This window comes from Aeromonas sp. QDB14, assembly GCF_027707845.1.
GTDB lineage: Bacteria > Pseudomonadota > Gammaproteobacteria > Enterobacterales > Aeromonadaceae > Aeromonas > Aeromonas caviae.
Map to the genome: position 1 here is coordinate 31,420 of NZ_JAPCJD010000030.1, position 22,358 is coordinate 53,777.

Consider the following 22,358-nt stretch of genomic DNA (forward strand, 5'->3'; position numbering starts at 1 on the left):
CGTGCTCCTTAGAACCACACTTCGCCCTGGACACCGAAGTTCCAGGTATCCGTCTTGCCACTGCGGGAGTAAGCCCCGGCTGAGAGGGTGCCGCTCCCCCAGTCGTAGTTGCCGTCGATGGCATCGGAGACGCCCTCATCCCACTTGGCGTAGGTGGCGAACAGACGCAGCTGCGGACGGCTCCAGAAGCCGGAGTCGAAGGTCAGGGTCGGCGCTATGGTCGCCTTTGTCATGCCCCCCTTGCCCTTGCTGCCCGCCACGCCCTTGTAGTTGTCATCGTCGAGGTACTCGTAGCCGACCTCATACTGCATGGCGAAGTTCCGGGTGATCTGCTGCATGGGACGCACCCCGGCAACCCACATGGAACGGCCCCAACCATCCTGATCCCCGGTCCACCAGCGGTAGCTCTTGTCCTTCTGGTAGAAGGCGAAGGTGGAGACATCCCAACCGTTGTCGAGAGAAGCCAGGCCGTCGAGCACCAGGCGCCAGGACTGGGTGTCATCCAGGTTGGACCAGCCCCAGCCGTTCTTGCCGAGGGAGTCGCCCGCCGCCAAGCCCTTGCCGAGCTGGGCCACGAAGCGGGAGTAACCGCCGGTCAGACCGTAGAAGCCGTCAAAGTTGTAGATGCCGGTGACGCCATAGCCCTTCTCGGCACTCTCCTTCCAGGCGTTGTTCTCGTTCTGGTTCATGTGGTGGGCGACCAGTTGCAGATCGATGGGGCCGCCCCCAATCTTCTTGAACCAGAGGTTGAGGGAGTAGTCGTCCGGATAACCCTGCTCGTTCGCGTCGTGGGGATAGGCCTTGGCCTCGTCGCTCGGGGTGAAGGCGTAGACGCCGACGTCAAACTTGGCGAAACCGATGTCGATGTTGTCCGCCCCGCCCCCGGTGCCGTTGTACTGGATGTACTCCCAGTCGTACTGGTGGCTGGAGGTGTTCGAGCTGCTGTAACGCTTGCCGGCCCAGAACACCACATCCGGTGCGAAGTCGAGCCTGGTCAGCTGGGCAAAGGCCTCGCGTACCTGAATGTCGTGGCCGTCGTCATCCACACAGTTCCAGTCGGACGTGCAGTCGGTCTCATGGGTCAGGTTGGCCTGGATCTTGGCGACCGGGCCGGCATCTGAGGTCAGGGTCACCTGGGGGATCAGCTCGAGCTTGGTGTTGTCCTCGTTGCCCAGTCGCCATTTGCCATCCGGCATCAGGCCGACGGAGTCCACCCGGTTGCCATCCTGATTGGCCAGGATGCCTGAGCGGACATAGCCGTGCATGGCGAAGTCATACTTGTCGGCCAACACGGGGCCGCTGAACATGGCCAGGGTCAGCAGGGAAAGGGGCATGACCTTGTGCATTTTTTCCATCTTTGCTCTTCCTTTTTGTAACGTCCTATCGTGGTAAAAAAGGCCCCGGCCACGACATTGAGGGGCGCCGCAGGCAAGGGGCGGCCCCACGGTGCAGCCGGCACCGTGTATGGGTACTGAGGTGAGAGAGTCAGATCAGGGGGGTGGGCAGCCAGGCCGCACCGCGTACGCCGCTGCTGTCCCCGTGCCGTGCCGGCAGCAGCCGGGTCAGACAACGGTCGGTGAACAGCCAGGGGGTGATGGCCGCCGGCAAGTCCTCATAGAGGCGCGTTATGTTGGAGAGGCCACCACCGAAGACGATGACATCCGGGTCCAGCAGGTTGATGACGCTCGCCAGACTGCGCCCCAGGGCATGGAGGAAGTGCTCGTAGTGAGCCTGGGCCTCCTCGTCCCCCTCGGCCGCCGCCGTCAGGATCCCTTTCGGCGACAGACTGCGGCCATGGCGCTCGACGAAGCGCCCCGCGAACCCCGTCCCCGACACGAAGCGCTCGATGCAGTTGCGACGACCGCAGTAGCAGGGTTGGGCCGGGCCATCGCGCACCGGGTCATAGCCGGGCAACGGATTGTGTCCCCACTCGCCAGTGATGGCGTTGGGACCTACCAGCAGGCGCTGATGCGCCACTATGCCCCCGCCGCAGCCGGTGCCCAGGATGACCCCGAACACCAGGTTGGCACCGCTGCCCGCCCCGTCAACGGCCTCGGACAGGGTGAAGCAGTCCGCATCGTTGGCCAGCCAGACCGGCTGGCCGAGGGCGGCCTCCAGATCCGCCTTGAGCGGATGGCCGTTGAGGAACAGGCAGTTGGCGTTCTTGATGCAGCCGTTGTCGGCACGCACCGCCCCCGGCAAGCCGATGCCGATGCTGACCGGCGCACCGGCCTCTTCGGCGAAGCCGCGGATAAAACCGGTCACCACCTCGATGAAGGTCTGGTAACCCTGCTGCGGCGTCGCGATGCGGCGCCGGCACAGCTCGTTGCCCTCGCCGTCGAGCAGCAGCCCCTCCATCTTGGTGCCGCCGATATCCAGTCCCAGTCGCAACATCTCGCGCTCCTCTCTCAGGCGGCCTGACGGCGGTAGAGTTCGATGAGCTCGCACACCAGCTCCTTGGCCAGCATGGAGGTCATCAGGTGATCCTGGGCGTGCACCAATACCAGGGTGACCGGGATCTTGCCCTCCCCCTGATCCGCCTCGATCAGCCTGGTCTGCACCGCGTGGGCGGCGTTGGCCGCCTCGGTGGCCTGCCGCAGCAGGTCGTCCGCCTCGGCAAACTGCCCCAGCTTGGCGCTGCGCAGCGCCTCGTAGCACAGGCTGCGTGACTGGCCGGCGTTAATGATGATGCCCATGACGGTTTCTTCGAGATCAAACATCTTGTACTCCTTGGTGTTGCTGTGATGCCGGCTCAGAAGCCGCCGTTGCGGGATACGTCGGCGAACCACTCGCCACTCTTCTTGATGCGGCGCTCGCCGGTCGCCAGATCGAGGCGGACGAAGCCGTAACGGTTCTTGTAGGCGTTGCTCCACGACCAGTTGTCGACAAAGGTCCAGAGGTGATAGCCAAGGCACTGGCACCCCTCACCTATTCCCTTGTGCACCCAGCTCAGGTGATCGCGGATGAAGGCGATGCGGTAGTCGTCCTGGATCTGGCCCTGCTCGCCGAGGAACTTCTCCTCCCCCTCGACCCCCATGCCGTTTTCAGAGATGAAGCAGGGGATGTTGCCGTAGTGGTCCCGCAGGTTGACCAGGATGTCGTAGATGCCTTTCTCGTAGATCTCCCAGCCCCGGTGCGGGTTCATCTTGCGACCCGGCATCTCGTAGTAGTCGAAGAACCACTCCGGCATGAAGGGGCTGGCAGGATTGACCGCGTTGCTGCGGGCCTTGACCCGGCGCGGCTGGTAGTAGTTGACACCGAGCAGGTCCACCTTGCCGGCGGCCAGCAGCGCGCGATCTTCCGGCTCGCTGGCCGGCAACTGGTCATATTCCCGCAGCAGCGCCACCAGCTCGGTCGGGTATTCACCCTTGACCGCCGGGTCGAGGAAGCTGCGGTTGAAGAAGAGGTCGGCAATGTTGGCCGCCTTCAGATCCGCCGGATGCTGGGAACGCGGATAGGAAGGGGTCAGGTTCAGGATGATGCCGATCTGGCCGTCCTGGCCCTGGGCGCGATAGGCCTGCACCGCCTTGGCGTGGGCCAGCATGGTGTGGTAGGCCACGGTCGCGGCACGGCGGAAGTCCACCACGTTCGGGTAGTGGAAGTCATAGAGATAGCCCCCCTCGACCGGCACGATCGGCTCGTTGAAGGTGAACCAGTGTTTGACCTTGCCCCCGAACAGCCGGAAGCAGGTGGCGGCAAACTCGGCGAAGGCGTCGACCACCTTGCGACTCTCCCAGCCCCCTTGCTCCTGCATGGACATCGGCATGTCGAAGTGGAACAGGTTGATGAAGGGGGTGATGCCACGGGCCAGCAGCTCGTCGAGCATGGCGTGGTAGAAGCGCACCGCCTCCGGGTTGGGTTCGCCACGCCCCTGGGGCAGGAGGCGCGCCCAGGAGATGGAGGTGCGGAAACTGTTGTGACCTATCTCCTGCATCAGGGCGATGTCATCCCGAAAATGCTGGTAGAAGGTGGAGGTATCGGCCGGTCCCACCTGCTGGTGGAAGCGGTTCGGCTCGATGGCAAACCAGTGATCCCAGATGGTCGGGGCCTTGCCGCCCTGGAGGCTGGCGCCCTCGGCCTGAGGGGCGGATGAGGCACTGCCCCACCAGAAGGTGTCGGGGAAACGGAACTGCATGGTGTGTCTCCTGTCAGGCCGCCATGGAATGGCGGCCGATGGTTCGATTAGCGGATGTTCTGACGGGTCGCCATGGCGACGTCGCCGGTGAAGGCTTTTTCAGCTTCTTCTCTCTCCTCTTCCTGCTTGAGCAGGCTGCGCTCGTAGGCTTTCAGGAAGGGGTAATACATGACGGCGGCCGAGCACATGCACAGGATGCACATCAGCGCCGGGCTGATGGCCCAGTTCGCGGCCCAGGAGGCACCGATGGGGGCTGGTGTGGTCCAGGGGGTCAGGGACGCCACCCGTGCCACCAGCCCCAGATCCAGCGCGAACCAGGCCAGGGTGGCGTTGATCATGGGCACCAGGATGAAGGGCAGGAAGAACACCGGGTTCATCACGATAGGGGCGCCAAACAGGATGGGTTCATTGATGTTGAACAGACCCGGCACCACGCCCATCTTGCCGATGGATCTCAGGTGGGCCGCCTTGCTGCGCAACAGCAGGAAGGCCAGCGGCAGGGTGGAGCCAACACCGCCGATGAGCAGGTAGTGATCCCAGAAGCCCTGCAGGAAGATGTGGGGCAGTACCTCGCCCGCCGCCATGGCCGCCTGGTTGTTGGCCAGATTGGCCATCCAGAAGGGGTTCATGATGCCGGTAACGATCAGGGCACCGTGGATCCCGGCAAACCAAAGGATCTGGCACAGCAGCACGGCCAGCAGCATGGCGGGCAGGGTGTCGGAGGCGGCGACCAGGGGCTTGATCAGGGCCATGATGGCCTCGGGCAGGATCATCCCCGTGCTGCTCTCAAGGATCAGATTGAGCGGATGCAGGGTCAGGATGATGAGCAACACCGGGATCAGCACCTCGAACGAGCGCGCCACCCCGGTCGGCACCTGAGGAGGCAGCTTGATGGTGATGTTGTGCTTCTTGAGGAAGGCATAGACTTCGGCGGCATAGATGGCGGTGATCAGGGCCGTGAAGATCCCCTGGCCCGAGAAGTACTGCATCGAGATCTGGCCATCCTTGACGGGCGCGGCCACCAGCATGAAGGCCATCAGGCAGAGCAGGCCCGTGGTGACCGGATCCAGCCCGTTTTGCCTGGCCAGGCTGGCACCGATGCCCACCGAGATGAACAGGGTCATCAGCCCCATGCTGAGCTGGAACGGCAGCAGCAGCTGGGCCTGATAGGTGCCGGCGAAGTCAAGCCAGGCCCGGGCAAAGCCCCACTGGGTCTCTTGCGAGAAGGGGGGGAAGATGAACACCAGCATGAAGCTGCCGACGATCATGAAAGGCAGCGCGGCGATGAAACCATCGCGGATGGCCTGGATGTACTTCTGCTGACCGAGACGGCCGGCCAGTGGGCTTATCTTCTGCTCGATCACCGAGACGAAGCGGTCGTAAAGCGTGTTCATGGACTGTTCCTTGTGAAATGAGCCGGGTTAGCCGATCAGCGACAGCGCATGGTCCAGCACCTTGTCGCCCCGCTGCATGCCGTAATCGATCATGTCGATGGTGGCCACCGGCACGCCGTGCGGTGCCGCACGCCCGGCCAGCTCCGCCTGCATGTACTTGACCTGGGGGCCTAGCAGCACGACCTGGTAGTGGGGCATCTGGTTGTCGAACTCGCTGGCACCGAAGGCGTTGATCTCGGCCTCCAGACCGCGTTTCGCCGCCTCTTCCTTCATCTTCTTGACCAGCAGGCTGGTGGACATGCCGGAGGAGCAGCACAACATGATCTTCTTCATCAGATAATCTCCTTGGGGTGGTATGGGAGGGATTGTGCCGATCTCGGAAATGAATGGAAACCGGTTTCCATTTTGATTCATTTCATTTGTGATCCAGGTCGACCATTCCCTGGAGAAGCGTGCCTTTTTTGTGAGCCAGCTAGAAAAACAGGGAAACTCGGTTGGTGAATACGGACGCTGAGTCCGAAAGAGAGCAGAATGGAGGCACGCCATAGCGCCTGGCGAGAAGAGGAAAGATGCCGCAATGAACATGCAAGTGATGGGGATGCTGGCCAGCATTGTTGAACAAAGAATGATACCGGTTGCCAACTGGCTGACACGCAGTCGGCACGTGATGGCACTCAGAGACGGGTTTCAGCTCGCCATGCCCTTCATCATCGTCGGCAGTCTGCTGGTGCCCATCCTCTATCCCCCTGTCGCCAGCGACAACGCCCACCCGCTGGCCATCGCCCTGCGGGACCTCTCCCAGCAGCTGATGCCCTGGCTGTATCCTGTCTACAGCCATACCGCCGGCCTGGTCTCCCTCATCATCGCCTTCGGAGCCGCCGCCAGCCTGGCCAAGGCGTATGAGATGCCGGAGCGCCTCTCCGGCCTGTGCGGCTGCGTCGCCTTCCTGCTGCTCATCGACTTTCGCTCGGCACAGGGAGGGGTCTTCGGCTACCTGGGAGGACTCGGGATTTTCACCGCCCTGCTGGCGGCCTTCTATACGGTGGAGGTCATCCGCCTGTTCCAGCGGGCCGGCTGGATCATCCAGTTTCCCGAGGAGGTCCCCCTGATGACCCGCCAGGGATTCCAGCTGATCATTCCCCTGCTGTTTATCACCCTCTCCCTCAGCTTGCTGCGGCTCTGGCTGCAACAGCATTTCGGGATATCGCTGCCCGAGCTGATGGAGTACCTGTTCCAGCCCCTGGTCACCGGCGCCGATACCTTGCCGGCACTGCTCATCGCCCTGCTGGTGGCACACCTGCTCTGGTTCATGGGGGTGCACGGGGCCCTCATCGTCAACGGCCTGCTCTCCCCGTTCTGGATGGCGGGTCTAAGCGCCAACCAGGGCGCACTGATGGCAGGGGAGCCCCTGCCCCACATCTTCCTGCAGGGGTTCTGGGACTACTACCTGCTGATCGGAGGCATAGGCACCACCCTGCCCCTGGTCTTCATGGCCATGCGCAGCCGCAGCCGAACCCTGCACTCGGTCGGCCGGCTCGGCCTCATCCCCTCGCTGTTCAACATCAACGAGCCCCTGCTGTTCGGTTTTCCCATCATCATGAACCCGCTCTTCTTCCTGCCCTTCATAGGGGTCCCCATGGTCAATGCCACCCTGGCCTGGCTGCTGACCGAGTGGGGCTACCTGGATCGCTTCGTCGCCATGTTGCCCTGGTCCATGCCCTCTCCCCTGGGGGCAGCCTGGGCCGCCAATGGCAGCCTGGCCAACGCCCTCATGGTGCTGGTCTGCATCCTCAACAGCTACGTGCTCTACCGCCCCTTCTTCATCGCTCACGAGCGGATGCTGCTGGCCCAGGAGACGGAGCGCAGGGCTCACTGATCAAGCAGGCCGCCCCGAGGCGGCCTGACTCAACGGTTGCCTGCGCGGGCAAAACTGCCCTGGGCCTGCACCTCATAAGGGCCGAGGCAGACTGGCAGGAAGGCTGACTGCCCCCTATCCAATACCAGGGGGGGCTGGCCGTCACGGTGCAGGGAGAGGGAGCCATTGATGGCAAACAGGATCTCCGCGCTCGTCGTGACCAGCCTGTGTTCCCCCTCGCCGTAGACACTGAAGGTGAAGTCGGGGACAGGCACATCGAAGTGTTGCGCCCCTTCCTCCGCACGGGGAGAGATCAGGAGCGTCTCGACCGGCTTGGGCCGGCATTTGGTGCAGGCGAGCAGTTCGTCCACGTCCAGATGCTTGGCGGTCAGCCCGGCCCGCAGCACGTTGTCGGAGTTGGCCATGATTTCGAGCCCGGTCCCATGGACATAGGCATGGGGGGTACCGGCATCCAGATACATGGCCTGGCCCGGGTGCAGCGTCACCACATTGAGCAACAGGGGAGCAAACAGACCCACGTCCCCCGGATACTGGGTGAACAGGTCCAGCACCAGGGCAAAAGTCTCGTCCTGACGATCGCGCTCGGCACAGACCCTGAGGGCGGCGAGTGCCGTCTCTTTGCTCTCCCCCTCCAGAGTCAGCAGAGCCCGGAAGAAACGTGCCAGTCCGCCCTCGCTCTGATCGGCGGCGAACGCCTCCACCAGCGGCGCCAGACTGGCCGCCGCCACCCGCTCAAACAGCACCAGGATGGCGGCAAAGTCACGAAAACCGTTCATCGCCTGATAGGGGGTCAGGGCGAACACCAGCTCGGGCTTGTGGTTGTCATCGCGATAGTTGCGGTAGGGAGCATCGATGGCGATACCCTCCGCCACCTCGCGAGCAAACCCGGCCTCGGCCTGAGCCTTGCTGGGGTGAACCTGGATGGAGAGCGCCTTCTCGGCACAGAGCACCTTGAACAGGAAGGGCAGCCCCCCGAAGCGGGCGTAGGTGGATTCGCCCAGTATCGCCACGCCGCGCCCGGCGATCAGCTCGGACAGAGGCGTCGGCAGGCCAGCTACCTCGACCTGTGAACAGCCGTTGGGATGAGCCCCCATCCAGAGCTCGGCCTGAGGCTTGCGCTCCGGATTCGTGATCCCGAACAGCCGGGTCAAGGCGTCACGGCTACCCCAGTCATATTCCTGGATCGGGTTTCGCATCAGAAATGCTGTCGATAAATACATGATGGACATCTCATGGTGATGGTGGAAGGGAGATGTCCGGAATGTATCAGCCCAACCCAATTACGGAAACCGGTTTCCACCATTGGAGTGATCCACATCAGATAATGACGCCATGAGAGGGGGGTGGCGACAGGTCGACATAAGGGAAGAAAACCTCTGTCCAGCGCGCCTGCGTATCAAGGGTAGGCGTTGTTCAGGCAGCCACGACCTGGCGTGGTGTCATGATACGGCCCAGGAGGATAAGGACGTCAGCCAGCAGCCAGCTGGGGGAATAATGAGCGAAAGAGGGCAATACTCGGAGCCTGCCGGCCCATTTTACGGCAAGCGCTTTCCAAAACAGGAGGGTGTGACTGAGGGGGGCGTTCGTCGGAGACGGGTCAGGGCAGACCAGAGAGTTGGGTCTGCCCTGAGTGCCGGGCTAGCCCATCAGCCCCAGGTAGTTCATCAGGGTGGCCCCCAGGCTGGTGGTGACGAGCGAGCCCAGGGTGGTGGTGGCGATGATGTTGGCCGCGAGGGCACTGTCACCGCCCATGGCACGGGTCATCACATAGCTGGCGGCGGCGGTGGGGGTAGAGCTGATGAGAAACAGGATGCCGAGGGCCTGCGGGCTGAAGCCGAGCGCCCAGGCCCCCAGCACCAGCAGCACGGGGATGCAGCACAGCCGGTTGACCGTGGCCCAGCCGGTCAGCATGGCGCCGCCGCGCAGGGCCTTGAGGTTGAGGCTGGCACCGGTGCAGAGCAGGGCCAGTGGCAGGGTCATGTTGGCGAAATAGTTGCCCGTGCTGATAACCAGCTGGGGCAGTTCGATGCCGAGCAGACCGAAGGGCAGGGCCGCCAGAATGGCGATGATGAGGGGGTTTTTGACGATCCCCTTGAGTATGGGTGTGAGCCCCTTTCCGCCCCCCAGGCTGCGGGTCAGGGTGATCACCGCGAGGATGTTGTAGAGCACTGTGATGGAGCCCACCAGCAGGGCGGCGGCCCCTATCCCCTCCGGGCCGTAGGCGTTTTGCACATAGGCCAGCCCCATGATCCCCATGTTGCCGCGAAAGCTGCCCTGCACGAAGATGCCCCGCAGTTTCTGCTCGCTGATGAAACGGGCCGCCAGCACCTCCAGCACCAGGAAACCGGCGAGGGTGCCGAGCAGGCCGTAGAGGATGAGCCAGGGGCTCGGCATGGTGGAAAAATCGGTGCGCACCATGCTCAGAAACAAGAGAGCTGGCAGGGTGACCTGGAACACCAGACGGGAGGCTGACTCGACGAAGCTGTCGGGCAAGAGACCCAGCCGCTTGAGCCAGATGCCGAGTACCAGCACCAGACAGATGGGGCCCGTGATGGAGAGAGAGAAGTGCAGACTTGCCAACAGATCCATGATGCGCGTCCTGTGCAACGGCGAAGAAAGTCGCCTGGGAAAGGGCATTCTAACGCCATGGGCTTGTATTCACAGGAGTTAATCACAACAATGTCTGCATCCCGATTGTCGCCCTCCCCTGTCACGGATCCCCCATGGAAAAGAAACTGACCATCCTCGATATCGCTCGCCTCAGCGGGGTCGGCAAGTCGACCGTCTCCCGGGTGCTCAATCAGGATCCCAAGGTCAATGCCCAGACCAGGGCCAGGGTCGAATCGGTGATCGCCCAGCACGGTTTCGTCCCGAGCAAATCGGCGCGGGCCATGCGCAGCCAGAGCCAGCAGGTGGTCGGCATCGTGGTGTCGCGCCTCGACTCCAGCTCCGAGAACCAGGCGGTGCGCGGCATGCTGGAGACCCTCTACCAGCGTGGCTACGACGCCGTGCTGATGGAGAGCAAGTTCTCCCCCGCCAAGGTGAGCGAGCACCTGGCGGTGCTGGAGCGGCGCGGGGTGGACGGCATCATCCTGTTTGCCTTCAACGATCTGGACTATGCCGCCATGGCGCCGCTCAGGGAGAAACTGGTGCTGATGGCCCGCGAGCGCCCCGGCTTCTCGTCGGTCTGCTTCGACGATGACGGGGCGGTGCGCGCCGTGCTTGCCCACCTCGGAGAGCGTGGCCTGACCGAGGTCGCCTATCTCGGGGTGGAACGCAGCGATCTCACCACCGGGTTGCGTCGGCATCAGGCTTACCTCGACTACTGTCGGGAACAGGGGCGCACGCCCCGCAGCGCCCTCGGGGATCTCGGTCTGCAAAGCGGCTATCGGCTCGCGGCCGAGCTGCTCACCCCCACCACCCAGGCCATGGTCTGTGCCAGCGACACCCTGGCCATCGGCGCCGCCAAATACCTGCAGGAGCAGGGGCGCACCGACATCCTGGTGAGCGGCCTTGGCAGCAATCCCATGCTGACGTTCCTCTTTGCCAACACCCTCAGCCTGGATTTCGGCTACAAGGACGCCGGCATCCTGGCCGCCAGACAGCTGCTCGACCAGATTGAAGAGGGGCAGCCCCCCAGAGCGACCATCGCCCCCTGTCAGCCCCTGTAGTCTATCTTTTCCTCCATTCCCGGCGTTTTGCGCTTTTTGTGACCAGCGCCACGAATTGGGAACGTTCCCATTGCCGATACCAGCCACTGGCTTCATGCTGATTGGGAACGATACCAATAAACGGGCGGTCCTTGGCCAGCCGGTAAAGACACGACCATTATTCATGGAGTCACAGAGGGAAGGCTCATGTCAAAAGTCAACACACAGCATCTGGCGCAGCTGATCGAGCGGATCGGCGGCAAAGAGAACATCACCACTGTCAGCCACTGCCTGACCCGGCTCAGGTTCGTGCTGGCCGATCCGGTCAAGGCCGATCCCAAGGCCATCGAGACCATCCCTTCGGTGAAGGGGAGCTTCACCCAGGGCGGCCAGTTCCAGGTGGTGATCGGCAACGAGGTGGATCAGTGGTACAAGGCGCTCACCCAGGAGATCGGCGTGAGCGGCGGCAGCAAGGAGGCCGCCAAGCAGGCCGCCCGCCACAACATGAACCCGTTGGAGCGCGGCATCTCCCACCTGGCCGAGATCTTCGTCCCCCTGCTGCCCGCCATCATCACCGGTGGTCTGATCCTGGGCTTTCGCAACGTCATCGGCGATATCAAGATGTTCGACGACGGCACCCACACCCTCACCGAGATCAGCCAGTTCTGGGCCCAGGTGCACGCCTTCCTCTGGCTGCTGGGTGAAGCCATCTTCCACTTCCTGCCGGTGGGTGTCTGCTGGTCTGCGGTGAAGAAGATGGGCGGCTCCGAGATCCTCGGCATCGTGCTGGGTATCACGCTGGTGTCGCCGCAACTGATGAACGCCTATGGCATCGGCCAGCAGACCCCGGAAGTGTGGGACTTCGGCCTCTTCGTCATCCAGAAAGTGGGGTATCAGGCCCAGGTCATTCCGGCCCTGCTGGCGGGTGTCTTCCTCGCCTGGGTGGAAACCAGCCTCAAGCGCATCATCCCGGCCTATCTCTACCTGGTGATTGTGCCCTTCATCTCCCTGCTGCTGGCGGTGATCGTGGCCCACGCCCTGATCGGTCCGTTCGGCCGCTGGATTGGTGACGGCGTCGGCTTTGCCGCCAAGGCTGCCATGACGGGTTCGTTTGCCCCCATCGGCGCCGCCCTGTTCGGCTTCCTCTATGCGCCCCTGGTCATCACCGGCATCCACCACACCACCAACGCGGTGGACCTGCAACTGATGCAGAGCATGGGCGGCACCCCCATCTGGCCGCTGATCGCCCTCTCCAACATCGCCCAGGCGTCTGCGGTCGTCGGCATCATCCTGATCAGCCGCAAGGAGAACGAGCGGGAGATCTCGGTCCCGGCCGCCATCTCCGCCTATCTCGGGGTGACCGAGCCGGCCATGTACGGCATCAACCTCAAGTACAAGTTCCCCATGCTGTGCGCCATGGTGGGCTCAAGCTGTGCGGCTCTCATCTGCGGCTTCGCCGGTGTGATGGCCAACGGCATCGGGGTGGGCGGCCTGCCGGGCATCCTCTCCATCCAGCCGCAATACTGGGGCATCTACGCCATCGCCATGCTGGTGGCCATCGTGGTCCCCGCCCTGCTGACCCTGCTGGTCTACAAGCGCCAGCAGGCTGCCGGCAAGCTGGATCTGGCCACGGCCTGATCCACACAACCTCGGCGGAGCCCTGGCTCCGCCCTTTATCGTTGCCCTGTTCCAACTAATCCGGTTTCAACCAATGAGCGAACCAACCATGACACAGACACCCTGGTGGCAAAGCGCCGTGATTTACCAGATCTACCCCAAGAGCTTTCAGGATTCCGGCGCCCGTGGCACCGGTGATCTCAAGGGGATCATGGCCCGCCTCGACTACCTCAAGACCCTCGGCGTCGATGCCCTCTGGCTGACCCCGGTCTATGTCTCCCCCCAGGTGGACAACGGCTACGACATCGCCGATTACCTCAACATAGATCCCGCCTACGGCACCATGAGCGATTTCGAAGCGCTCCTGGCCGCCGCCCATGCGCGCGGCATCCGCATCGTGATGGATATCGTGGTCAACCACACCTCCACCGAGCACGCCTGGTTCAAGTCGGCGCTGGGGGACAAGAACAGCCCCTATCGCGACTACTACATCTGGAAAGATCCGGTGGACGGCGGCGTGCCCAACAACTGGCAATCCAAGTTTGGCGGCAGCGCCTGGGAGCTGGACCCGGCCACCGGCCAGTACTACCTGCATCTGTTTGCCCGCGAGCAGGCGGATCTCAACTGGGAAAATCCGGCGGTGCGTGCCGAGGTGAAAAACATCATCCACTTCTGGGCCAAGAAGGGGGTGGACGGTTTCCGCCTCGACGTCATCAACCTCATCTCCAAGGATCAGGCATTCCCTGACGACGAGGTGGGGGATGGCCGCCGCTTCTACACCGACGGGCCGCGCATCCACGAATTTTTGCAGGATGTGAGCCGCGACGTCTTCGCCCCCGTGGGGGCCATGACGGTGGGGGAGATGTCCTCTACTTCTCTGGAGCACTGCCAGCGCTATGGCGCCCTCGATGGCTCCGAGCTCTCCATGGTGTTCAACTTCCATCACCTCAAGGTGGATTACCCGGGCGGCGACAAATGGACCAAGGCCCCGTTCGATTTCCTCGAACTCAAGCGCATCTTCAACCACTGGCAGAGCGGTATGCATGGCAAGGGGTGGTCGGCGCTGTTCTGGTGCAACCACGATCAGCCGCGCATCGTCTCCCGTTTCGGCGATGAGGGCGAGCATAGGGTGGTCGCCGCCAAGATGCTGGCCAGCACGCTGCACGGCCTGCAGGGGACGCCCTACATCTATCAGGGGGAGGAGATCGGCATGACCAACCCCGGTTATCAGCGCATCGATGACTATCAGGATGTGGAGAGCCGCAACATCTTCGCCATCAAGCAGGCCGCAGGCATGAGCGAGGCCGAGATCCTCGCCATTCTCGGTGCCAAGTCCCGGGACAACTCGCGTACTCCGATGCAGTGGAGCGCCGCCTCCAACGCCGGTTTCACCAGCGGGACGCCCTGGCTCAAGCCTGCCGCCAACTATTCCGAGATCAATGCCGAGGCGGCGCTCGCCGACCAGCACTCGGTGTTCTGGCACTATCGGGATCTCATCGCCCTTCGCAAGACGCACCCCATCTTCACTCAGGGGGATTATCAGGAGCTGCTGGCAGGGCACCCGCAGATCTGGGCCTATGCCCGCCGCGCCCACGGTCAGACCCTGCTGGTGGTGAGCAACTTCTACGGCGAGCCGGTGGAGTTTGCCTTGCCTGCCGAGCTGCAAAGCGGGGAGGGGCGACTGCTGCTTGGCAACTACCCGGATAGCCCGGCCCGCCCGCAATCCTGCAAGCTGCGCCCTTACGAATCCCTGATCTGGCTGATGGAGCAATGATGACTGACGCAACAACAGTGCAGCGGCCCGCCGTGCGTGGCCCCGAGTGGCAGAAGATGGTGGCGGGAGCGCCCTATGATGCAGGGGACCCCGAACTGCGGGCTGCGCGGGAGCAGTGCCGCGCCCTGCTGGGAGAACTGAACCGGGAGCGAACCGATGCCCTTGGCTGGGATGAGCGCCTCACCCGTCTGCTGGGTGGCCGCGCAGAACGCTGTTTCATCACGCCCCCCTTCTTCTGCGACTATGGCGCCAACATCTTTGTCGGCGAGAATTTCTACGCCAATTTCAACTGCACCATCCTGGATGTGTGCGAGGTACACATAGGCGACAACGTGCTGCTGGCCCCCGGAGTGCAGATCTACACCGCTACCCACCCGGTGGCGGTAGCGCCGCGCATCAAGGGGGTGGAGTTCGGCAAGCCGGTGCGTATCGGCAACAACGTCTGGATTGGGGGCAGCGTCGTCATCTGCCCGGGCGTCACCATAGGGGACAACAGCGTCATCGGGGCGGGGTCCGTTGTCACCAAAGACATTCCGGCAGGCGTGGTGGCGGTCGGCAATCCCTGCCGGGTCTTGCGCCCCATGACGGCAGAGGAGCTGGCGCCCGGAGAACCTGGCTGACACAGAAGGGGCAGGCCGTACCTGCCCCTGTTCGTTTCCCTGACGGCGCTCCCGCAATGCCGGCAAGGCTTCGCCGCAGCCCCCTCTTTACCCGGGCAGCAAGGCGCCGCAACGCTTGTGCTGTCCCATGACCACCAGAGTCTTGAAACTGCGCACCTGGTCCCTGGCATGGAGCACCCGACGGGTGAACTGCTCGTAACTTTGCATGTCCCTGGCGGCCACTTGCAGCACGAAGTCCTGCTCCCCCGTCACATACCAGAGATCCATCACCTCGGGTTCCCGCTGCAGGCTGGCGATCATCTCATCGACGATGCGGCCATGATCCCGCTCCAGGGTCACCAGCACCAGCATGGTGATGGGCCAGCCCATGGTGGACGGTGCCACCAGCGCCACTTCCCGCTCGATGAGACCGGACTCCCGCAAGGCGCGGACGCGGCGGTAGCAGGCTGGGGCGGAAAGACCGACCCTGTGGGCCAGCTCCGGCGTGGGCAGACGGGCATCCTGTTGCAGCTCGGCGAGGATGAGCAGATCAAATTTGTCGGTCATGGGGTTCATTAGATAAAAATTATCGCACAAGGCCAGTATTAGACCGGTTTTCCCCAAGTCTCCAGATATATTTTACTGCCCATCGTCCTGCCCGGTATGAATACCATGCAACCCAATCCCAATGCCCTCTCCTCTCTTCTGGCCGTCCTGCTCGCCATGCTGTCGATCACCCTCGGCGCCTCCCTGGCCAAATCCCTGTTTCCCCTGCTGGGAGCCGCAGGCACGACCCTGTTCCGGCTGGGGTGCGCCGCCCTCCTTCTCTCCCTGGTGTTTCGCATCTGGCGTGTCCCCCTCGACCGACGCACCCTGCTGGGTGCCATCCCCTACGGCCTGTCGCTTGGGGCCATGAACCTGCTCTTCTATCTCGCCATCGCACGCATTCCCCTCGGCGTAGCCCTGGCCATCGAGTTCATCGGCCCCCTGACAGTGGCCCTGCTCTCCTCACGCCACCGGGCAGACTTCATCTGGCTGATACTGGCCATCGCCGGGCTGCTGCTGCTCTTGCCCCTGCGGGCAACACAGCAGGCCATCGATCCCCTGGGGGCCGCACTGGCTCTCGGGGCTGGCCTCTTCTGGGGGCTCTATATGCTCACCGGAAAGCGGGCAGGAGCCTTGCTGGGCGCACAGGCTCCGGCGCTGGGCATGTGGGTGGGCACCCTGCTGGTATTGCCCTTCGGGCTGGAGGGGGCGATCGAGGCGTCATTCACCGTCCCCGTGATCCTCACCATCATCGGGGTGGGGCTGCTCTCGAGCGCCATCCCCTACTCTTTCGAGATGTTTGCCCTGCGCCGCCTTCCCCTCAAGAGCTACGGCATTCTCACCAGCGGTGAACCGGCCATGGGAGCCTTGATGGGACTGGTATGGCTGGGCGAGCAGTTGCCCCCGTCCCAATGGCTCGGGATAGCCGCCATCATCGCCGCCTCCATGGGCACCACCTGGCAGGCGGGTCGTCGACAAGCCGGCTCCGCCTGAACCAAAAAAACGGGGCCGGCGATGACCGGCCCCGGGGATGGCACGAGCGCGTCAGGACGAGTAGTCGTAACAGCGTTTGAGCTCGCCGAAGTCATAGAAGAAGCTGCCCACCGCAATGGGGGCGCAACCTGCCTTGAAGGCGAGCTCCTTCTCGTTGTAAAGCATCTTCACCAGCACCCGGCCGGCCTCGTTGCGGTAGACATCCCACTGGATGTTGGCCGCATAGGGAGAGACCCAGCCGCCACGCCATTCGTTGTTTTCCTGGCTCATCAGCACGCCGGGCTGGGCGCTCTGGCGACTCCCTTCCAGCTTCATCAGGGCCGCCAGCGGGATCAGGGTCTCCGCATGGGCGAAGCGCAGCTTGGCGACATGCTCGCCCGCCTCTTCCACCACCTGGGTCTGTACCTCGTTGAAGAGGCCGTCAAGCAGGGGCTGGGCCACGGCGTAGGTGGCGCTCTGGCTGGCAAGACTCGGCCCCTTTTCGTAGAAGTCCTCGGCATCGGAGAGGTAGGAGAACCAGGCAGACTCCTCTGGCGTGATGAACTGCTCGAGATCCCAGGACCCGCCTTGTGCCTGCGCCTCCCGGATCATCCCCGGGCCGATGATGAAGAGGTTGTAGAGCATGAGGGCGGCGTCCACCTCGTCGCGCACATGGGTCTTGCCGCCGTCTTCCGGATTCACCGCCACATAATCCACCCCGGCGGCCAGCTCGTCGACGAAGGCTTTACTGTAGAGACGCTCGAGCATCTCGCGGGCCATCACCCGGGTCCTGGGCAGGGCCTTGAGCGCATCGAGGACCTCGGTCAGCTCGGGAGCAGGAGCCACCCCGTTGTCTTCGTCCCCGACAAAGGCCTGATAGGCCTGGAAGGTGGGCAGATACCGGGTGTACTCCCCCTGTGGCTCGGTCTTGTGGAAGTAGAGCTCGAACTTGTTGCGCAGCCCCTTGTCGATCTCGGAAGGGTTCTCCTGGCTGACGTAACAGTCGGGGCTGTCCGTCACCAGAGAGACCCGTTTGGCCAGGCTCTGCATGAAGAAGTAGGCGCTTTCGTTGGCGCGGTCCTTGCCCGATGTCTCGACCTTGAGGCAGAGGGGAGTCGATTCAGTGGTCAGCAGGGTGGGCAGCCGTTCGGCGAGCCGGGTCGCCAGGTTGGCGTGCTCCTCCTTGCCGAGCGCACTCAGCAGGCCATAGCCGAGGGTCTGGTTGGCGGCCGTGACGGCGTCCACCTTGGCGCCGAGCCGTTGGCCCAGCTCGGTCAAGGCCCCCTGCCTCGCGGCCTCCTCCCACACCAGCTTGGTCAGCACGTCGTATTTGGGGCTGGACAGCGAGCGGGAGCCGTGGCGTGCCACCAGTTCGGTGAAGACGGGACTAAAGCCTTCAGGGGCAACCTCATAGCTGTTCATTGCCTGACGGGCGGCATAGACCGCCTTGGTGCTGTATTGATAGTCGCCGACGGCAGGCGAGGAAGAGTCATTGCCCGAATGGCAGCCGCTCAGCAGGGTGGCCGCCACGCAGGCGGCAAGGGAAGAAACGCGAAACATAGTCATCCTTGAACCAGTGTGAAAATGAAGCCGCACAGTACGCACCGGATGTGACAATCTGGTGTCAGGTCTGGGACATGCACCTCTCTCCGGAAGGGTGACTCCCCTCCAACCCGTCTATGTCCCCCCACAAAACATCATTCATATTTTTTGAACGTGTAGGCCAGTTTATCTCGCTAACAATGACCGGGTGAGGCGCTTAATATTCACGCATCGCTTAGGCAGGAGCGCCAAGCCGCAAAACAACTGGTCGTTCATGGCAGTCCCCCATACACATGGGCGACAAACATCCGTGACAAAACAACACACCATTTGAATGACCTCTTGCAAGGATGCATTGATGCAGGCCTGTCAGGCCTTGCCAATGACATAAAAACCAAGAGAGTGAATGAACATGAAAAACGTGATCAAGATGCTGGCCGTTGCAGGCCTGATGAGTGCCGGTGTTGCCCAGGCTTCCGTCCCCGCCGACTTCAATGCCACCCCGGGTGTGCTGTTCGTGAACTGGCATGCCAGCGCCGCCATGGCCGGCAAAGCCAACCCCATGCTGGAGGTGCGCGATGAATCCGGTGATCTGGTGGCCTCCGTCCACGCCAACCTGATGGGTACCCAGCAGGTACAGATCCCGAGCCGCGCCCAGGGCAACCTGACCGTCAGCCTCGGCGATCAGAGCAGCGATTACCGCATCCCGTTCGGCATCGGCAGCGGCAATCCCCGCTGATCAACGCAGACGACTTCCCTCCCGGGTCTGGCAAAGACACGCCGACCAGGTGAGAGATCAACGACAAGGGCGCCATCAAGGCGCCCTTGTCGTCGTTGCCGTCGGCATACACGGCTACTGGGTGAAGACGGGACCGAAGCCGGATCCCCACAGGATGGCCGTGGCAGCCAGCACGCAGACCAGCAGCACCAGGCCGACCGTCACCACTGAGCTGGCGTAGATGAATCCCTGCTCCTTGGTGATGTGCATCAAGATGGGCACGCCGATATAGAGCAGGTAGACGGAATAGGTCAGCCCGACCAAACCGATGAGCATCACGAACCAGAGATGCGGGAAGAAAGCGGAGAAGCCCACCATGAAGAGTGGCGTGGAGGTGTAGGCCGCCAGCTCCAGCGAGGTCGTGTAGCTGGGATCCGAGCCGAAGGTATGCCCCATCCAATGCACCAGATAGGAGAGTGCCAGCACGCCGATGATAAGGGTCACGTACATGGCGACCGACAGCTTGAATGCGCTGTTGGCGGTCAGGGTGATGGGATCGCCGACCCCGATGCTCCAGCCGATGTGAACGGCGGAATAGTAGGCGCAGATGGGAGGGATAAGGGCCACGAGCAGGATGTGGGTCAGACTGTTTCTGAAGCTGTCGTGCCGCTCGTCTATGGTATGCCATTCGGTGTGGGGATGGGCATACAATCCCCATAAGTGATTCAATATCATAGCGTTATTCCTTCTCTACATCGGTGGTTGGCGGATCGATACCGGGCTTTCTCCTCTGATTGCGTCATGTCCGGGCGCTGGTGGCGCCATCGCTTGCCATGGCATGCGATGACTTTAAATAAAGTCGCTCCACCGCCGCTGCGTCAAGCAAGGTCGCCGGGACAGCCGGGAGGGATGGGAAGACAGCAGGAGGGCACCGGAAGCGGGCACTGATGGCACCCGCCGCCGGCGCTCCCGTCAATACTGCTTGGTTTTCGAGGCAAAACCCGCGAGGAAGAGACCTGTCAGGAACATGCCGCAGAAGGCTTCGATGGCCGACAGCAGTTGCAGCGGCGAGGAGGTCTGGGAGATGTCCCCATAACCCAGGGTCACGAAGGTGACGATGCTGAAATAGAGAGAGCGCCCCAGATGGCCGTGGGTTGCAGACTCCGGCGCCAGGAAATAGGTCAGGGTCGCCAGCAGGATCACCCCCATCGACATCAGCAAGCTTCTGATGGGACGCTCCCCAAACCCCCAGGTGATGAAGCTGATGAACTTGCCCGCACACTTGAGATAGCACAGCAGGGAGAGCCAGCACTTCGTCATCGGACCGCTGCGCAACCAGCGCTCCCGGAACAGCTCCCGCGGGCTCGCCAGGGACTTCATCTCGTGCAGCTTCTCCTTGTAGTAACACTCGCCGGCATCGACGGTGTCACCCACGCTGGAGAAGAGGCGCTTGGCATTGCGATAGAGTTTGCTCGCCTCGTTGTGGTCGATCCGCCCATTGTCGTTGTAGACCACCTCCACCTTGTCCAGGTTGGTGTGCTCCATGGTGGCATCGAAGTTCTTGGCGCTGACGCTGAAGTTTTTCAGCACCGCCCGGGAGGAGTGGAAGCGGATCTCCTCGCACTCTATGGTGAAGTCCTGAAAGACCCCGTCCTCCAGCGCCAGCTCCCGTTTCTTGGCCCAGGCCCTGTGGTCCCACAGCAGAGAGTCGAACAGATCGAGCCCGATCACCCCGCCATTGACCCTGACCCCCTTGGCCGAGCAGTGCCACAGATAAACCTTGGAGTTGTTGACGGCCCCATCGAGAGAGAGCTCGTCGAGACAGGTAAAATCGAGCAACCGGCCGGAGATGATGGGGCTTTTGAGGGCAACACCGCCGATGTTGAGCAGACGATGCTTGCCCAGCACCTGGGCCTCCCCCTTGTTGTTCTCCGAGACCGAGAGCAGGCTTTGCACCCGTTTCACCTCGTCATTGCCATGTTTTCCCGCCAGCCACATGCTGTAAGGCTCGAAACGGGTCTCCGAGCGGATGAGGCCGCTCTTGCGCAGGGATTCCAGTGCACTCGAGGCACTCTCATACAAGCGGACCTTGTCGTCGCTCATGTAGACACAAAGGCCCAGCACGCAGCGGGAGCTGATGAAGCGGGCGATGCCGATCTGGAAGATCACGCTTTTTTCTATCTTCTGCTCCGCCATCCAGTCGTCGAAATGGGGCAACGACGCCACCAGCAGCGCCCAGATACGGGGATAATCGTTCTCACGCCGCCACTCGTTGAATTGCTCGGGGGAAAGCTGCCAAAGCTCTGTTGCATTCATGCATGACCTCACTCAAGAAACCGATCCCGTTTTGCCGGGCCGGGGTGACGGCAGGCGTCGATCACGACAGGGTGATCCGGCGGGCGCAGCATAGGGACTCACCACGCCATCATACTCGGCAGACGGGCCAAGTCACTGGGAGGAAAGATTCAAGAGGGGCGCTGCGACAGCTTTGTCACCGGACAGGACGCTTTTCGAACAGCGGGAAGCGGAACATCGAAAAACGGGAAAAGAAAAAGCCCAGCATTGCTGCTGGGCTTTTTATTTGGCTCCTCCTGCTGGGCTCGAACCAGCGACCTGCGGATTAACAGTCCGTCGCTCTACCGACTGAGCTAAGGAGGAATTATTCGTGGTGCCCAGAGACGGAATCGAACCGCCGACACGGGGATTTTCAATCCCCTGCTCTACCGACTGAGCTATCTGGGCAAATGGTGCCGGCTACCGGAATCGAACTGGTGACCTACTGATTACAAGTCAGTTGCTCTACCTACTGAGCTAAGCCGGCACACTTCAAACCATTGTGCATGAACAAATTTTTATTTCATGGCACCAAAATGTGGTGCCCAGAGACGGAATCGAACCGCCGACACGGGGATTCGGGCATTATAATCTCATGTGGTTATGAGGCGGCCTCCCCTCACCCCTTTAAACAAGAGGTCGATCGGATGTTATTCAGTCCCACTAGCTCAGTTGAACTCATACCTGATACAGCTCGGGTGACTGTTCAAATTCATTTTGATGGGCTATGCCCAAAGAGGCTATGACTTTCATTTCATGCCAAACTGTCGGATGGTGTTTTTTGTTAATTTCCATTCTCTTATTATTCAGCACAGCTATGGAACTACCCTCTTCTTTGAGCCTAGCATAAGCATTCAAAGCATCTTTATAGCTTGCATACGCATTTCTTCGCGCGCGACTCAGGTAATCGCGAGTATTTAAGCCCAGAACCTTGATCGTGTATTCGGCACGTTTAAATTCCTGACTACCATCGGGATGCAGGGGTACAAAAAGTCCAGTGTTCAAATCCAGTGATAAATACTCAGTGGGGTCCTCAGCAGAGGGATCTATAAACAGTGGTGTACCTATCGGTGGCTGTGTAACTGGATCATTCTTTCGACGAACAATGTCAACTTGGGTTCCATTAGGGAAGGTGCGAATAAGCGGGGAAATTCTTCTCGGCTGACTCAGTCATTTCATTTCTTCATGTTTGAGCCGATTT

20 protein-coding genes and 3 tRNA genes are annotated in these 22,358 nt (G+C 62.0%); 7 read left to right on the forward strand and 16 right to left on the reverse strand.

What is annotated here, in order from left to right; genetic code table 11:
• Positions 1-8: 8 nt before the first annotated feature.
• From PG887_RS11710 to PG887_RS11735, 6 genes are all read right to left on the reverse strand, one after another.
• On the reverse strand, positions 9-1,355 hold the full coding sequence (locus PG887_RS11710) for a maltoporin (protein WP_134996939.1): 1,347 nt from the start codon (positions 1,353-1,355) through the stop codon (positions 9-11).
• 130 nt (positions 1,356-1,485) lie between these two features.
• Positions 1,486-2,394, reverse strand: coding sequence for an ROK family protein (locus tag PG887_RS11715; protein ID WP_182976311.1), 909 nt, complete (start codon positions 2,392-2,394; stop codon positions 1,486-1,488).
• A 14-nt stretch (positions 2,395-2,408) separates the two neighbouring features.
• Positions 2,409-2,720: a PTS N,N'-diacetylchitobiose transporter subunit IIA gene (gene chbA / locus PG887_RS11720; protein WP_041211758.1), complete on the reverse strand. Its 312-nt coding sequence runs from the start codon at positions 2,718-2,720 to the stop codon at positions 2,409-2,411.
• 32 nt (positions 2,721-2,752) lie between these two features.
• Positions 2,753-4,135, reverse strand: coding sequence for a glycoside hydrolase family 1 protein (locus tag PG887_RS11725; RefSeq protein WP_041211759.1), 1,383 nt, complete (start codon positions 4,133-4,135; stop codon positions 2,753-2,755).
• Between the two features lie 47 nt (positions 4,136-4,182).
• Positions 4,183-5,529: a PTS sugar transporter subunit IIC gene (locus tag PG887_RS11730; protein ID WP_128312936.1), complete on the reverse strand. Its 1,347-nt coding sequence runs from the start codon at positions 5,527-5,529 to the stop codon at positions 4,183-4,185.
• 27 nt (positions 5,530-5,556) lie between these two features.
• Positions 5,557-5,862: a PTS sugar transporter subunit IIB gene (locus PG887_RS11735; RefSeq protein ID WP_041211761.1), complete on the reverse strand. Its 306-nt coding sequence runs from the start codon at positions 5,860-5,862 to the stop codon at positions 5,557-5,559.
• Positions 5,863-6,106: 244 nt separating this feature from the next.
• Between PG887_RS11735 and PG887_RS11740 the strand changes: the two genes are divergently transcribed.
• Positions 6,107-7,405 (forward strand): PTS sugar transporter subunit IIC, encoded by a 1,299-nt coding sequence (locus PG887_RS11740; RefSeq protein WP_041211762.1) that lies wholly within the window; start codon positions 6,107-6,109, stop codon positions 7,403-7,405.
• Positions 7,406-7,434: 29 nt separating this feature from the next.
• Here the strand turns inward: PG887_RS11740 and manA are convergent, their stop codons facing one another.
• Together manA and PG887_RS11750 are read right to left on the reverse strand one after the other, a co-directional pair.
• Entirely contained in the window at positions 7,435-8,634 is a 1,200-nt protein-coding gene (gene manA / locus PG887_RS11745; RefSeq protein ID WP_210599894.1) for a mannose-6-phosphate isomerase, class I, read from the reverse strand.
• A 409-nt stretch (positions 8,635-9,043) separates the two neighbouring features.
• Positions 9,044-9,994, reverse strand: coding sequence for an AEC family transporter (locus PG887_RS11750; RefSeq protein WP_010675784.1), 951 nt, complete (start codon positions 9,992-9,994; stop codon positions 9,044-9,046).
• A 134-nt stretch (positions 9,995-10,128) separates the two neighbouring features.
• Here PG887_RS11750 and treR point away from each other — a divergent pair, with 134 nt between their 5' ends.
• The 4 genes from treR to PG887_RS11770 all read left to right on the forward strand — a co-directional run bounded on the left by treR (position 10,129) and on the right by PG887_RS11770 (position 15,066).
• Positions 10,129-11,076: a trehalose operon repressor TreR gene (gene treR, locus PG887_RS11755; protein ID WP_041211765.1), complete on the forward strand. Its 948-nt coding sequence runs from the start codon at positions 10,129-10,131 to the stop codon at positions 11,074-11,076.
• A 186-nt stretch (positions 11,077-11,262) separates the two neighbouring features.
• Positions 11,263-12,693: a PTS trehalose transporter subunit IIBC gene (treB, locus tag PG887_RS11760; protein ID WP_244812338.1), complete on the forward strand. Its 1,431-nt coding sequence runs from the start codon at positions 11,263-11,265 to the stop codon at positions 12,691-12,693.
• An 88-nt stretch (positions 12,694-12,781) separates the two neighbouring features.
• On the forward strand, positions 12,782-14,446 hold the full coding sequence (gene treC, locus PG887_RS11765) for an alpha,alpha-phosphotrehalase (RefSeq protein WP_270821754.1): 1,665 nt from the start codon (positions 12,782-12,784) through the stop codon (positions 14,444-14,446).
• Entirely contained in the window at positions 14,446-15,066 is a 621-nt protein-coding gene (locus PG887_RS11770) for a sugar O-acetyltransferase (protein WP_270821755.1), read from the forward strand. The genes treC and PG887_RS11770 overlap by 1 nt, the downstream gene beginning before the upstream one ends.
• An 87-nt stretch (positions 15,067-15,153) precedes the next feature.
• On the opposite strand, the gene PG887_RS11775 is transcribed toward PG887_RS11770, so the two are convergent.
• Positions 15,154-15,612, reverse strand: a complete 459-nt coding sequence (locus PG887_RS11775) for an Lrp/AsnC family transcriptional regulator (RefSeq protein ID WP_039039724.1) — start codon at positions 15,610-15,612, stop codon at positions 15,154-15,156.
• A 96-nt stretch (positions 15,613-15,708) separates the two neighbouring features.
• On the opposite strand from PG887_RS11775, the gene PG887_RS11780 reads away from it, so the two are divergent.
• Complete coding sequence (locus PG887_RS11780) at positions 15,709-16,584, forward strand: EamA family transporter (protein ID WP_270821757.1); 876 nt, start codon at positions 15,709-15,711, stop codon at positions 16,582-16,584.
• 51 nt (positions 16,585-16,635) lie between these two features.
• On the opposite strand, the gene PG887_RS11785 is transcribed toward PG887_RS11780, so the two are convergent.
• Positions 16,636-18,129, reverse strand: coding sequence for a histidine-type phosphatase (locus PG887_RS11785; protein ID WP_103243776.1), 1,494 nt, complete (start codon positions 18,127-18,129; stop codon positions 16,636-16,638).
• A gap of 382 nt (positions 18,130-18,511) precedes the next feature.
• On the opposite strand from PG887_RS11785, the gene PG887_RS11790 reads away from it, so the two are divergent.
• Positions 18,512-18,844 (forward strand): hypothetical protein, encoded by a 333-nt coding sequence (locus PG887_RS11790; protein ID WP_039039727.1) that lies wholly within the window; start codon positions 18,512-18,514, stop codon positions 18,842-18,844.
• A gap of 114 nt (positions 18,845-18,958) precedes the next feature.
• On the opposite strand, the gene PG887_RS11795 is transcribed toward PG887_RS11790, so the two are convergent.
• The 6 genes from PG887_RS11795 to PG887_RS11820 form a co-directional block, all read right to left on the reverse strand.
• Positions 18,959-19,558: a Yip1 family protein gene (locus tag PG887_RS11795; RefSeq protein WP_029314835.1), complete on the reverse strand. Its 600-nt coding sequence runs from the start codon at positions 19,556-19,558 to the stop codon at positions 18,959-18,961.
• A 237-nt stretch (positions 19,559-19,795) separates the two neighbouring features.
• Complete coding sequence (locus PG887_RS11800; RefSeq protein ID WP_201936512.1) at positions 19,796-21,139, reverse strand: potassium channel family protein; 1,344 nt, start codon at positions 21,137-21,139, stop codon at positions 19,796-19,798.
• Between the two features lie 266 nt (positions 21,140-21,405).
• Positions 21,406-21,481: transfer RNA gene (locus tag PG887_RS11805), tRNA-Asn, on the reverse strand.
• An 8-nt stretch (positions 21,482-21,489) separates the two neighbouring features.
• Positions 21,490-21,565 (reverse strand) — tRNA-Phe (locus PG887_RS11810).
• Positions 21,566-21,568: 3 nt separating this feature from the next.
• A tRNA-Thr gene (locus tag PG887_RS11815) sits at positions 21,569-21,644 on the reverse strand.
• 191 nt (positions 21,645-21,835) lie between these two features.
• Positions 21,836-22,162, reverse strand: coding sequence for a hypothetical protein (locus PG887_RS11820; RefSeq protein ID WP_270821760.1), 327 nt, complete (start codon positions 22,160-22,162; stop codon positions 21,836-21,838).
• Between the last annotated feature and the right edge of the window lie 196 nt (positions 22,163-22,358).